The organism is Sphingosinicella sp., from assembly GCF_052387495.1.
Taxonomy (GTDB): domain Bacteria; phylum Pseudomonadota; class Alphaproteobacteria; order Sphingomonadales; family Sphingomonadaceae; genus Allosphingosinicella.
This window is the reverse complement of sequence record NZ_JBQTJC010000272.1, coordinates 1-10972: the sequence shown is the minus strand read 5'-3', so window position 1 is coordinate 10972 and position 10972 is coordinate 1. Positions and strand designations below refer to the sequence as shown.

General features: G+C 68.5%; 16 protein-coding genes and 1 tRNA gene. 3 read left to right on the top strand and 14 right to left on the bottom strand.

The features are described from left to right. From ACT4N8_RS15025 to ACT4N8_RS14990, 8 genes are all read right to left on the bottom strand, one after another. Positions 1-683: lysophospholipid acyltransferase family protein (locus ACT4N8_RS15025; protein ID WP_444858925.1), on the bottom strand; the 683-nt coding region annotated here is incomplete at its 3' end. 13 nt (positions 684-696) lie between these two features. Next, the gene (locus ACT4N8_RS15020) at positions 697-1116 is read right to left on the bottom strand and encodes a Fur family transcriptional regulator (protein WP_444858924.1); all 420 of its coding nucleotides are present in this window, start codon (positions 1114-1116) and stop codon (positions 697-699) included. A gap of 103 nt (positions 1117-1219) precedes the next feature. Further along, positions 1220-1642 (bottom strand): MucR family transcriptional regulator, encoded by a 423-nt coding sequence (locus ACT4N8_RS15015; RefSeq protein WP_444858923.1) that lies wholly within the window; start codon positions 1640-1642, stop codon positions 1220-1222. Positions 1643-1758: 116 nt separating this feature from the next. Continuing rightward, complete coding sequence (locus ACT4N8_RS15010; RefSeq protein WP_444858922.1) at positions 1759-2226, bottom strand: GNAT family N-acetyltransferase; 468 nt, start codon at positions 2224-2226, stop codon at positions 1759-1761. After that, positions 2223-2825, bottom strand: coding sequence for a tRNA (adenosine(37)-N6)-threonylcarbamoyltransferase complex dimerization subunit type 1 TsaB (tsaB, locus tag ACT4N8_RS15005; RefSeq protein ID WP_444858921.1), 603 nt, complete (start codon positions 2823-2825; stop codon positions 2223-2225). The genes ACT4N8_RS15010 and tsaB overlap by 4 nt, the downstream gene beginning before the upstream one ends. 33 nt (positions 2826-2858) lie before the next feature. Continuing rightward, the gene (locus tag ACT4N8_RS15000; RefSeq protein WP_444858920.1) at positions 2859-3431 is read right to left on the bottom strand and encodes a NifU family protein; all 573 of its coding nucleotides are present in this window, start codon (positions 3429-3431) and stop codon (positions 2859-2861) included. A 141-nt stretch (positions 3432-3572) separates the two neighbouring features. Then, complete coding sequence (locus ACT4N8_RS14995) at positions 3573-4244, bottom strand: glutathione S-transferase family protein (protein WP_444858919.1); 672 nt, start codon at positions 4242-4244, stop codon at positions 3573-3575. A gap of 65 nt (positions 4245-4309) precedes the next feature. Continuing rightward, positions 4310-4792: a hypothetical protein gene (locus ACT4N8_RS14990; protein WP_444858918.1), complete on the bottom strand. Its 483-nt coding sequence runs from the start codon at positions 4790-4792 to the stop codon at positions 4310-4312. Positions 4793-4935: 143 nt separating this feature from the next. On the opposite strand from ACT4N8_RS14990, the gene ACT4N8_RS14985 reads away from it, so the two are divergent. Beyond that, positions 4936-5730, top strand: a complete 795-nt coding sequence (locus ACT4N8_RS14985) for an undecaprenyl-diphosphate phosphatase (protein WP_444858917.1) — start codon at positions 4936-4938, stop codon at positions 5728-5730. A 37-nt stretch (positions 5731-5767) separates the two neighbouring features. On the opposite strand, the gene ACT4N8_RS14980 is transcribed toward ACT4N8_RS14985, so the two are convergent. Beyond that, a complete protein-coding gene (locus ACT4N8_RS14980; protein ID WP_444858916.1) occupies positions 5768-6571 on the bottom strand; it encodes a hypothetical protein in 804 nt (267 codons plus the stop codon). 81 nt (positions 6572-6652) lie between these two features. Here ACT4N8_RS14980 and ACT4N8_RS14975 point away from each other — a divergent pair, with 81 nt between their 5' ends. Continuing rightward, a complete protein-coding gene (locus tag ACT4N8_RS14975; protein WP_444858915.1) occupies positions 6653-7060 on the top strand; it encodes an acyl-CoA thioesterase in 408 nt (135 codons plus the stop codon). Here ACT4N8_RS14975 and ACT4N8_RS14970 read toward each other — a convergent pair. Next, entirely contained in the window at positions 7054-8001 is a 948-nt protein-coding gene (locus ACT4N8_RS14970) for a complex I NDUFA9 subunit family protein (RefSeq protein ID WP_444858914.1), read from the bottom strand. The two genes, ACT4N8_RS14975 and ACT4N8_RS14970, sit on opposite strands and share 7 nt — an antisense overlap. 151 nt (positions 8002-8152) lie before the next feature. On the opposite strand from ACT4N8_RS14970, the gene ACT4N8_RS14965 reads away from it, so the two are divergent. Next, positions 8153-8239, top strand: a tRNA-Leu gene (locus tag ACT4N8_RS14965). Positions 8240-8359: 120 nt separating this feature from the next. Here the strand turns inward: ACT4N8_RS14965 and ACT4N8_RS14960 are convergent. From ACT4N8_RS14960 to bufB, 4 genes are read right to left on the bottom strand one after another with little or no spacing between them, the layout of a single operon-like run. Beyond that, positions 8360-8818: a YHS domain-containing (seleno)protein gene (locus tag ACT4N8_RS14960; RefSeq protein WP_444858913.1), complete on the bottom strand. Its 459-nt coding sequence runs from the start codon at positions 8816-8818 to the stop codon at positions 8360-8362. A gap of 14 nt (positions 8819-8832) precedes the next feature. Beyond that, positions 8833-9297 carry a DoxX family protein gene (locus ACT4N8_RS14955; protein WP_444858912.1) on the bottom strand — a complete coding sequence of 155 codons (465 nt, stop codon included), beginning with the start codon at positions 9295-9297 and terminating at the stop codon, positions 8833-8835. A 2-nt stretch (positions 9298-9299) separates the two neighbouring features. After that, a complete protein-coding gene (locus ACT4N8_RS14950; protein ID WP_444858911.1) occupies positions 9300-10052 on the bottom strand; it encodes an HvfC/BufC family peptide modification chaperone in 753 nt (250 codons plus the stop codon). Beyond that, positions 10045-10884, bottom strand: coding sequence for an MNIO family bufferin maturase (gene bufB / locus ACT4N8_RS14945; RefSeq protein ID WP_444858910.1), 840 nt, complete (start codon positions 10882-10884; stop codon positions 10045-10047). The genes ACT4N8_RS14950 and bufB overlap by 8 nt, the downstream gene beginning before the upstream one ends. Between the last annotated feature and the right edge of the window lie 88 nt (positions 10885-10972).

The following is a 10972-nucleotide window of genomic DNA, read 5'->3' as shown; positions in this document are numbered from 1 at the left end:
TGCGCTCGTGCGGCCAGCGTCTTGCGGTCGCCGGCTTCGTGCGGGTCGACCGGGGCGAGGAAGGAGATGGTGAGCGGGATGGTGCCGCGCCGCGAGAGGACGCGCATCGCGTTCGCGCCCGAGCCTTCGTCGCCGGTCCAGGCGATCTCGCGCGCGAGCGCGCCGTAATCCAGCGCCACGGGCTGCACCGTCACCCCTTCGAGCGGCGGGAAGAGCGAGGCGAACAGGCTCGCGCGGAAGGGCAGGATTTCGTGCCCACCCTCGGTCGTGCCTTCCGGGAAGAGGGCAACGGCGCGCCCCTCGGCGAGCGCGGCGCGGAGCTGGTCGGCCTGGGCATGGACCTCGCGCCGCGCCTGGCGGGCGACGTAGATCGTGCGGTTCATTCCAGCCAGCCAGCCAATCAGCGGCCAGCTTTCGACCTCGTCCTTGGCGACGAAAGCGGCGCGGCTGGCGCCGCCCAGCGCGAGGATGTCCAGCCAGGTGACGTGATTGGCGGCGAAGAGGACATGGCCGGGGAGCGGCGTGCCAAGGATGCGGACCCTGAGCCCGGCGCAGCGGGCGGCATAGCCCAGGAAGACCTGGGACCAGATCGAGCGCGCGCCGAACGCGCGCCACAGATAGTGACAGGGGACGCAGAAGAGGATGCCGGCGGCGATCGCCGCCACGCGCAGCCAGGCGCGCACCTAGCGCACGGTCCTAATTGTCCCGCGAGAGGGCGACGCCGTACAGCTCCATGCGGTGATCGACGAGCCGGAAGCCGAGCTTTTCGGCGATCCGCCGCTGCAGCGCTTCGAGCTCCTCGTCGACGAATTCGATGACGTTGCCGGTCTCGACGTCGATCAGATGGTCGTGATGGGTTTCCGCCGCCGCCTCGTAGCGGGCGCGACCGTCGCCGAAATCGTGGCGCTCGAGGATTCCGGCTTCCTCGAACAGCCGCACCGTGCGGTAGACGGTCGCGATCGAGATGCCGGGATCGATCGCCGCGGCGCGGGAGTGCAGCGCCTCGACATCGGGATGGTCCTCGGCCTCGGAGAGCACCCTGGCGATCACCTTGCGCTGCTCGGTGATCCTGAGGCCCTTTTCGGCGCAGAGCGCCTCGATGTCGATGCTGCGCATAGGACGGTCGCTTTAGAGCAGAAACCGGGCCGGGGCAAAGCCCTCAACGCAAAGCGCCGCCCCGCGCTGGCGGAGCGGCGCTCGCTTGGCTTGGCGCGTCCCGCTACTTGCGGGCGCCGCGCTTGCGCTTCGTGCCCAGGCCGATCTTCTTGGCGAGCTGGCGACGCTGCTCGGCATAGTTCGGCGCGACCATCGGATAGTCGGCGTTGAGGCCCCACTTCTGCCGATACTCGTCCGGCGTCATATTGTAGTGGGTCATCAGATGCCGCTTCAGCATCTTCAGCTTCTTCCCGTCCTCGAGGCAGACGACATAGTCCGGCTTGATCGAGGAACGGATCGAAACCTTCGGCTCGGGGCGGGGCGCGGCTTCTTCCTTGCCGCCGCCGAGCCCCGACAGGGCGCCGTGGACGTTGTTGATCAGCAACGGAAGGTCAGAGACCGCCACGCTGTTGTTGCTGACATGAGCCGAGACAATGTCGGCGGTGAGGGTGATCAGCGTCTCCCCGAAGTTCTCCTGAGTCTCCATGGTGTCGGTACAACCTTCCAATTCAGAGGGTCCGTCATTGGCCGTGACGGATGTGTACCGGATAGGTCCGTTGTGGCGCTTTTGACAAGGGCGGAATGCCCGCAAGTCAACTCGGATCAGGCTTTGAGGACGGCAGTCCTGGCCAAGGTCAACGCGTCGTAGCAGACCCCGCCGGGGCCGCTGTAATAAGCTCGCCGGCGCCCCGCCAAGGAAAAGCCGGCCCGCTCGTAAAGTCTAATCGCCTGATTTCCCTCACGGACTTCGAGATGCAGCCGCGCCGCGCCGCGCAGGCGCGCGAGGCGGCTGAAGCGTTCGAGCAGCAGCGATCCGATCCCGTGCCCCTGCGCGTCGTGGCGGACGGCGAGCAATAATAATTCCGCTTCGTCGGCGACGATCCGGGCCAGAGCGAAGCCCTGCGCGCCCGTTTCGTCGAGCGCCAGCGAGAGCCACACCCCGGGGAGCGGCAGCAGGCCCGCGCATTGCGCCGCCGTCCAGGCCTCGCCGAAGCGGGGATCGAAGCTCGCCTCCATCACCGCCATCACCGCGCCGAGATCGTCCATTCCGCCTTCGGAGAGCCGGATCATGCCATCGGCCTCGCGTCGGGGGCGCGGCCGTAGATCGGGCAGGGCGGCAGGGTGCGCAGCGCCTCCGGCAAGAGACGCGCGTCGGCGGCGCGGGGCAAGGCGTCGCGCGCGCGGCCCCAGCCGCGTCGCGCGACCAGCTCCGCGGCGGCGGGCCCGACGATCATCTCGGCGGAAAGCGCCGCGGCGGCGGCGTCGGGCGCGAGCGAGCGCAGCGCGTCGAGGGGCGCGATCGGGTCACCGCCAAAGCTTTGCACGAAAAGCTCGCCATGTCCGCCATGAAGCGCGGCCGCCGCCTCGTCCGCGCCGCTCGACGCGGCGAGCAAGGCCAGGGACGAATAGCCGGCGAGCGGCACCCCCCAGCCGATCGCGAGGCCGTGCGCCGCCGCGAGGCCGACGCGGACGCCGGTGAAGCTGCCCGGACCGCAATCGACCAGGATCGCGTCCGGCCGGCGTCCGGCGAGCAAATCCTCGATCATCGGCACCAGCCGCTCGGCATGCCCGCGCCCGACCAGCTCGTGGCGCTCGTCGGTCACCCCGCCCTCCCCATCGAGGAGCGCGGCCGAGCAGGCCGCCGTGGCGCTGTCGATCACCAGAAGCATGGGACGAGGCTAGCCGCTTTTGCGGAAGCGCGGCTAGACGGCTTCGACCGTCTCGACCTCGGGCACATAATGTTTGAGCAGGCTCTCGATGCCGTTCTTCAGAGTCATCGTCGAGGAAGGGCAGCCCGAGCAGGCGCCCTGCAAGGCGAGGAAGACGGTGCCGTCCCTGAAGCCGCGATAGACGATGTCGCCGCCGTCCTGAGCGACCGCCGGGCGGACCCTGGTTTCGATCAGCTCGCGGATCTGGGCGACGATCTCCGCGTCGGCCGGGTCGTCCTCGATCCCGGCCTCGGGCGCGATCTCGATCCCGGCCGCGCTGCCGGGGCGGAACAGCGGGGCGCCGCTGACGAAATGATCGAGCAGCACTTCGAGCACCATCGGCTTCAGCTGACGCCATTCGACTCCCGGCGCGGCGGTGACCGAAACGAAGTCGCGCCCGAAGAAGACGCCGTCCACCTCGCCGGTCGAGAAGATTGCCTCGGCGAGCGGCGAGGCTTCGGCCTCCTCGGGCGTCGCGAAATCGCGCGTGCCGCCGTCCATCACCTTCTGCCCCGGAAGGAATTTCAGGGTCGCAGGGTTGGGCGTGGTCTCGGTCTGGATCAGCATATTGGGGATGTGGCGCTGGAGTGGCCCATGATCAAGTCCACTCCCGTCATCCCGGCGAAGGCCGGGATCTCAGGACAGGCTGTCACGGCGCGTCTCGGCGAGACCTCGGCCGCCGCCGGGGTGACGGGTACCCCGCACCCGTCAGAAATCCACCTTGTCGTAATGCGCGGGCGGCTGGATTACTTCCATGCGCTCGGCGAGCAGAGGGCGGAAGGTGGGGCGGGACTTCATCACGGCGTACCAGTCGGCGGTCTGCTTGTGGCCGCGCCAGTCGAGCCCGCCCAAATAGTCGGCGACGGAAAGCTGCGCGGCGGCGGCGAGATCGGCAAGAGTTAGCGCCGGACCGGCGAGCCAGCGGCGATGGTCGAGCAGATAATCCAGATAGTCGAGATGGCCGTTGGCCGCGGTCATCGCCTTGCGCAGCATCCCGGTGTCAGGCGCGGCGCGGGCGACGAGACGCTTGCGCATCCGCTCCTCCATCAGCGGCGCGACGACGTCGTGGTGGAGCTTGCCGTCGAACCACTGGACCAGGCGGCGAACCTCGGCGCGATTGATCGAGGTGCCGGGGATCATCGGCGCCTTGTCCACCGTCTCTTCGAAATATTCGCAGATCGCGGTGGAATCGATCAGCACGATGCCCTTCGCCTCCTCGACCAGCACGGGCGTCTCGCCCGCGGGATTGAGGTCGGCGAAATCGTCGTCCTGAAGCCAGGGCGAGACGCGCTTCAGCTCGTGCGCGATCCCTTTCTCGGCCAGCGCGAGCCGGACCTTGCGGGAGAAGGGGCAGAGGGGGAATTGATAGAGATGCCACATGCGCGTGGCGCCTCTTTAACCAACGCCCCGGGTCAGTCCACCGGGGATTTGCGGGAAGCCCGAGCTCAGTCCTCGAACTCGTCCTCGTACGGTTCCTCATCCTCCCATTCGATCGGCGGAAGGGGCCGGCGGCGGCGATAATCGTGAGCCGCGGCGCGGATGCCCGCCTCCAGCTCGATGAGCGAGCGCTCGAGCGCCGGGGCGGCCACGGCGAAGGCGTCCATCATCCGCCCGATCTCGGCGGTCGTCCCGTAAATCGAGCCGCGCAGGCGCTGCTCGAAAAAGGGATCGTCGCGCTCCGCGAGGCGGCCCAAGGTGCGTCCGGACCGGCCGTAACCGGGGCGGCGGGCATAGGGATCGACGGCGTCGAGCAGCGGCCCGACCTCGACATCGAGCAGGGCGCCGGTCATCCGGTCCAGCGCCGGGGCCATCGCCTCGATTTCGGCGGAGGAGGGGAGGCCACGCACGATGTCGCGCTCGCGCGGCTGCGCCGCAGCGGGGCCGGCGACCAAAGCTGCGGCGGCGGCGGCGATCAGAAGCTTCTTCATGCTCGTCCTCATGTTCACGCGATTCGGGCGTCTTTATATACACTTGTCCGAACCCAAGCTGAATGCCAAACGCGCGCCCGGCGCCCCGGTTGCCAAGCCGCGCCGCTCTGCTAAGCGGTGCGCGCATCCTCTCCGGGGCCTTCATGACTTTCTTGCAGCTGTTGATCATCGCCGTCGTCCAGGGCGTCACCGAGTTCCTGCCGATCTCCTCGTCGGGGCACCTCATCCTGATCCCCTATTTCACCCAGATGCAGGATCAGGGCCCGCTGATCGACATCGCGGTGCATATCGGCTCCTTCCTCGCCATCCTGCTCTATTTCTTCCGGGAATCGATCGGCCTCGCGCGCGGCGGTCTCGCCAGCGTCGGCATCGGCAAGGCGCCCGAGCAGAGGCGCCTGTTCTGGTGGATCCTGATCGGCACCATCCCGGCGGTACTGCTCGGCCTGTTCCTGAAGGAAGGCGGCTGGCTCGAGAGCTTCCGCTCCACCGATCTCGTCGCCGTCAATCTGATCGCTTACGGCCTGCTGCTCGGCGTCGCCGACAAGATCGGCCCGCGGGTCAAGCGCTATGAGGATATGAGCCTCAGGGATGCGGTCATCGTCGGCCTCGCCCAGGCGCTCGCGCTGATCCCGGGCACTAGCCGCTCGGGCGTCACCATGACCGCGGCGCGCTTCCTCGGCTACGAGCGGGTCGAGGCGGCGCGGTTCTCCTTCCTGCTCGCTTTGCCCGCCGTCGCGGGCGCCGGCACGCTCGCCGTCCTCGATCTCGCCGACGCCACCGCCCAGATGCAGTGGGACGCGCTGATCGCCGGCGCGATGACCTTCGTCGCCGCCTTCGCGACCATGGCCTTCCTGATGCGCTTCCTCAGGCACGCCTCGATGCTGGTCTTCGTCGTCTACCGCGTCCTGCTCGGCGCGGCACTGCTGATTTGGTTCTGAGTCGTCGGGCCCGGGCGTTCCCATCCGGTCGTCGCGGTCAATCGGGGCGTGGATGCGAAAGGACGATTAGGAAGCCCAGGCGGGCCCTGAGCACCTGACCGGGGGGAGGGCCGGGAGAGACTCGTCCGGTGACGAGAATGTCGATCTGGAGATCGTCCGCCCGAATTCGAAAGCAATTCTGTCGGGCTTCGCTCCACTCGCACCGCCGGACGTCACTGACCGCGTCGGTCCCGATCGCCAAGATAATCTCTCGGCACGTCCGGGTCTCCATTCGCCCCGGGTAGCAATCCAGTTCCATCGTTTGATTCGCACGTAGTGCATCTTGGAGTCTCAGGAAGGCCAGATAGCCGTTAACGGCCACTTGCTCGTCTTCGGACCGAAAAAAGGGCAGTTCGTTCGCGTCGAGCGAGCGGCAATCTCCATCGCTGGGTAGCAGATCGTAGTTGGCCGCGTCGTGAAATTGCTGGGTCGGCGGTGATATGAAGTGAAAGAAGCTGCTCGCGCGCAGGCCCACCGCTCTCACAGGCGTGTCGGCACCGCGGTCACGGCGGCTCGTCGGCGCGAATTCGACCGTCACGCCATCGTACCTGCAGAGCCCCGGTATCTCGGTCCCGCGCGGACGCGTTCTGAGCCAGAAATCGGTCAGCGCGTGGCGCGGCTGCGCTTCACTCCGTACGTCCTCCCGCTCGAACATGTCCCAAATCACATCGCGCAGCCGACCGTGGGTCCGACGCGGATCCGCAGCGCGGATCTCGGACTTGGTGATCGTGCGACCAGGCGTCGACTGGGCCGCGAGGGGGAGCGGGGCGACGAGCAAGGCGATGGCCAGCAAAATGCGCATGGCCCAATCTATCTCAATCTGACGGGCGTCCAAATCCTGAATCGTCGCATTATTGACACGTTTGTCAGTGTAATAGGAGCGATGGCCGCCCCGACCCACGTCCACCCCCTCGCCATCGCGCCGGGCGACATCGATTTCATGGGCCACGTCAACAACAGCGTGTATCTCGAATGGGTGCAGGAGGCGGTGATCGCCTATTGGCGCAAGGTCGCGCCGGCCGAGGCGGTGGCGCGGCACCTCTGGGTCGCGCTCAAGCACGAGATCACCTATCGCCGCCCCGCCTTCCTCGACGACGACGTTGTCGCCTCGGTCGTGGCCGAGGGCGTGCAGGGCGCGCGCGCCTTCTTCTCGACTCTGATCACGCGCGGCGAAGAGGTGCTCGCCGAGGTCAAATCGAGTTGGTGCTGCCTCGATGCCGCGACCCGGCGCCCGGCGCGGCTCGCCCGCGACGTCGTCCGCCGCTTCGTGCCGGAACAGGCGCCTCAGTAAGGCGACGGCCTGGCGAAGCGGCCGTGCCGGCGATAGGCGTTGAGCCAGTTGCCGGCGACCGCGGCGAGCGGGGCGGGGCTGATACCGAAGGCCTCGAAGCCGGGCAGGTCGCCGCTCGCGACATTGTCCGTCTTGAGCATCAGCCATTGATCCCAGCTGATCGGCGCGCCGGGCAGCCAGCCGGTCAGCCGCGCCATCGCCGCGCCGACGGGATCGGGGATGTCGATCACCGGCCGGTTCCGCCCGGTCGCGCGGCTGATCCATTCATTGAGCTCGTGCATCGTCATCACCTGCGGCCCGCCTAGCTCGTAGGTCTTGCCGCGATGGGCGCGCGGGTTCAGCGCCGCCGCCGCGATCGCCCGGCCGAGATCGGCGACATGGACCGGCTGCAGCCGCCAGGACCCGCGCATCACCGGCAGGATCGGCAGCCACTGCGCCATTCGCGCGAACTTGTTCACGAAATCGTCCTCGGCGCCGAACGCGATCGAGGGGCGGACAATCGTCGCGCCCGGGAAAGCGGCGCGGACCGCCGCCTCGCCCTCGCCCTTCGAGCGGCCATAGGCGCTCGCGCTCTCCGGATCGGCGCCGATCGCCGAGACATGGACCAAAGCGTCCGCGCCGGCCGCCGCGGCCGCCTCGGCGACTTGGCGCGCGCCCTCGACATGGACGGCGTGAAAATGGCCCTTGAGGATGCCGACCAGGTTGATCGCGGCATCGGCGCCCGCGACCGCCGCGGCGACCGAGGCCGCGTCGGTGATGTCCGCGCGGACGAACTGGACCTGGCCGAGCGCGCCGAGGGGCTTGAGGGAATAGGCGCGCTCCGGACGACGCTCGGCAACGCGGACGCGCGCGCCTTCGCGGAGCAGCGCCTGCGCGACATAGCGGCCGAGGAAGCCGCCGCCGCCGAACAAGGTGACCAGCCGGTTGGTCTTTTCCGTCATCGCAACGCCTTCGCCGAATTGAGTGGGGCTCCCCTAGACCCGAATCGACCGGGGCCTCAATCCCCATGGCAACCGCTCCTCCGATGCCGCGTTGACAAGGGCCGGGGCGCCCCCTAACTCGCGCGGCCTACCAGCAAGTCGATGCTCCCGTGCCCAGGTGGCGGAATTGGTAGACGCACCAGCTTCAGGTGCTGGCGCTCGCAAGGGCGTGGAGGTTCGAGTCCTCTCCTGGGCACCATTTTCCTGTTCGCTAATGCTCCGGTCCGCGCCCCATCGGACATTTGGGGGTCCTTGGACGAATTTGCTTCGAGGCGGATTTTTGCGGGGACCACAAAGCGGGCAAATCGATCGCTCGAACCTAGCGATTGTCGGCCGTTTCGAGGACCGACGGCCAGTTCCGCATCCCCCGCGCAATCGCGCCGGCGAGATCCGCCTCCCACAGCTCCTTCGCGCGCGCGTTGAAGTTAAGGTAGAGGCGGCCGTCGACGATCCGCCAGACGAGTGGATCGCCGGGTGCGAGATAATTCTGGCTGACGGCCCAGGCGCAATAGCCGCCGAAGGCGGGCGCATAGGACTCGGGATCCGCGGCGAAGCGGTCGCGCGCGGCGGCCGAGGCGAAGCGCCACTCGGCGCCGTTCCAGCGGTGGGCGAACTCGGCCGAGCCGCGGACCGGTCGGCCCTCGCTGAAATAGGCGACCGCGTCATAGCCGCCGATGGCGACGCCTTCCTGGGTGGCGGAGACGGCTGGCGCCGGGACGGCGGCCACGGCGGTCGCCGGCGCGGCGAGCGCGATCAGCAGGGCGAGCAACTTGCGCATGACGGGTCCTTCGTTCAGGGGATGCGGACGGCGCGATCGAGGGCGACGCGGCCGCCGCCGAAGGCGATCAGCGGGAGCAGCAGGCCCGCCCAGCTCAAATGCGTCGGCCAGGCTTCGGGGTAGACGAAGAGCTGGATGACGAGCGCCATGCCGAGCAGCGCCGCTGCCGAGAGTCGGGTGAACAGACCTAGGACGAGCAGCAGCGGAAAGAGATGCTCGGCGACCGTCGCGGCATACGCCGCGTGGACAGGCTGCAGGAAAGGCAGCGCATAATCGTTCTCGAACAGGAAGTAGGTGGTCTCGCTGAGCGTGAACCAGCCTTCCACCTTGGTGCGGCCCGAGAGGAAGAAGATGGTCGCGATGCCGAAGCGCTGGACCAGCAGCAGCAGATCGAGCGGCAGCGCGCGCTGGGCGAGGCGAGCGAAGAGCGCAAGCGGATTGGAGCGCGAGACCGCCGGGGCGGGAGCGAGGGTGGCCATGATCATATCCTTTCCAGGTGGGGCGGCTTCATGAAGGCGCCGCTGTCGATGAGCGTGAACAGAAGGTCGTCGAGCGCGACCTCGGGATAGAGGGCGGCGAGCGCGGCGGCCGCCTGGCCGACGCTTTCGCCCAGGCGGAGGCCCGCGAGCAGGCGGTGGGTCGGCGCGTCGATCAGGGCGGCGCGGACGGCGTCGCCGGGCCGGGTGAAGAGCGCGCCTTCGGCCCGCCATTCAGGGGCGAGAGTGTCGAAGCCGCCGTTCTGATGGGCGAGCCAGATCGTCATCGCGGGCGTCTTGAGCCAGGCGAAGCACGCGGCGGGGTGCAGGGGCAGCCGCAGCGAGAGCAACGCGTCGAGCCCGAAACAGGTGAGGTCGTGATTCGTCAGCGGTGTCGCGTCGGCGGCGAGATGCGACTCGGAGCGCAGCCACTCCAGCTCGGCGACGCCGGCAAGATAGGGCAGCTCGGAGGTCCAGGGCTGGCCTTCCAGAAAGGTCGCGAAGCCGGCGCCGTAATCGAGCAGCACGGGGCTTTGAGGCGGCGACGTTATCGCAAACTCGTCCGCGATCGCCGCGAATCCCTCGGGCCCGAGCAGCTCGGCGACGACCGGATAGGTGCCGGCGAGCACCTCGATCAGGCCGCTCGCGATCGTGTTGCGATAGACGGCGAAGCCGGGCTGGCGCTCGAGCGCGCCGCGGCGCGTGTCGCGATCCAGCGCGGCGGCGAAGGCGAGCTGGAAATCGGCGAGCTCAGGCATAGGCCGCCGCCTTCCTGGGCGTGGCGAGAATCGCGGCGGCGCGGTCGCGCTCCGCCATCAAGTCGGCGAAGGGTGGCAGATTGCCGTCGCGCTCGATCAGCGCCGGGCGCGGCCCGGCCGAAGCGACGAGATAGTCGAACAGAGCCCAGACCGATTCGGCGACAGGCGCATCGTGGCTGTCGATGAGCAAGGCCTCGCCAAGCTCCGGATCGGGCCGATGGCCCGCGAGATGCACCTCGCCAATCGCCTCGTGCGGCAGGGCATCGAGATAGGCATAGGGATCGAGGCGGAGATTGTTGGCGCTCACCGCGACGTTGTTGACGTCGATCAGCAGGCCGCAGCCGGTGCGTTTCGCAAGCTGTTTCAGGAAGTCGGTCTCGCTCCACTCATGGCCGTCCATGGCGATGTAGAGCGACGGGTTCTCGATCAGGATCTTCCGGCCGAGCGCGCTCTGGACGATGTCGACGTTGCGCACCATCGTGAGCAGCGCCTCGGTCGTCCTCGGGAAGGGCAGGAGATCGGGGAAATAGCGCCCGTCCTGGACCGACCAGGCGAGATGCTCCGAGACGAGGAACGGATCGAAGCGGTCGACCAGCTGCTTGAGACGGGCGAGGTGGCGGCGGTCGGGCTCGGCGGCGCCGGCGAGGCTGAGGCCGACGCCGTGCAGCGACAGCGGCCGCGCCCCGCGCAACGCCTCGAGCATGGCGAGCCGGGGGCCGCCCGCGGCCATGTAATTTTCAGGATGCACCTCGAACCACAGCCCGGCCGCCGGCGCGGCGAGCGCCTCCTCGAAATGGATCGGCTTGAAGCCGAGGCCGGCGGTCGGGACCATGGGAAGCGTCCTCGCTCAGCGGTTGACCGGGGTGAGCGAGCCGGGGCCGCGCGGGGTCGAGATGCGGGTGCAGGTGCCGCGCGCGACA

Bases quoted from the DNA above. Each gene is read 5' to 3' on its own strand.
- ACT4N8_RS15020 (WP_444858924.1), bottom strand. From the start codon at position 1,116: ATGCGCAGCATCGACATCGAGGCGCTCTGCGCCGAAAAGGGCCTCAGG.
- ACT4N8_RS14995 (WP_444858919.1), bottom strand. From the start codon at position 4,244: ATGTGGCATCTCTATCAATTCCCCCTCTGCCCCTTCTCCCGCAAGGTC.
- ACT4N8_RS14980 (WP_444858916.1), bottom strand. From the start codon at position 6,571: ATGCGCATTTTGCTGGCCATCGCCTTGCTCGTCGCCCCGCTCCCCCTC.
- tsaB (WP_444858921.1), bottom strand. From the start codon at position 2,825: ATGCTTCTGGTGATCGACAGCGCCACGGCGGCCTGCTCGGCCGCGCTC.
- ACT4N8_RS15015 (WP_444858923.1), bottom strand. From the start codon at position 1,642: ATGGAGACTCAGGAGAACTTCGGGGAGACGCTGATCACCCTCACCGCC.
- ACT4N8_RS14970 (WP_444858914.1), bottom strand. From the start codon at position 8,001: ATGACGGAAAAGACCAACCGGCTGGTCACCTTGTTCGGCGGCGGCGGC.
- ACT4N8_RS14975 (WP_444858915.1), top strand. From the start codon at position 6,653: ATGGCCGCCCCGACCCACGTCCACCCCCTCGCCATCGCGCCGGGCGAC.
- ACT4N8_RS14955 (WP_444858912.1), bottom strand. From the start codon at position 9,297: ATGGCCACCCTCGCTCCCGCCCCGGCGGTCTCGCGCTCCAATCCGCTT.
- ACT4N8_RS14950 (WP_444858911.1), bottom strand. From the start codon at position 10,052: ATGCCTGAGCTCGCCGATTTCCAGCTCGCCTTCGCCGCCGCGCTGGAT.
- ACT4N8_RS15010 (WP_444858922.1), bottom strand. From the start codon at position 2,226: ATGATCCGGCTCTCCGAAGGCGGAATGGACGATCTCGGCGCGGTGATG.
- bufB (WP_444858910.1), bottom strand. From the start codon at position 10,884: ATGGTCCCGACCGCCGGCCTCGGCTTCAAGCCGATCCATTTCGAGGAG.
- ACT4N8_RS14985 (WP_444858917.1), top strand. From the start codon at position 4,936: ATGACTTTCTTGCAGCTGTTGATCATCGCCGTCGTCCAGGGCGTCACC.
- ACT4N8_RS14990 (WP_444858918.1), bottom strand. From the start codon at position 4,792: ATGAAGAAGCTTCTGATCGCCGCCGCCGCCGCAGCTTTGGTCGCCGGC.
- ACT4N8_RS14960 (WP_444858913.1), bottom strand. From the start codon at position 8,818: ATGCGCAAGTTGCTCGCCCTGCTGATCGCGCTCGCCGCGCCGGCGACC.
- ACT4N8_RS15000 (WP_444858920.1), bottom strand. From the start codon at position 3,431: ATGCTGATCCAGACCGAGACCACGCCCAACCCTGCGACCCTGAAATTC.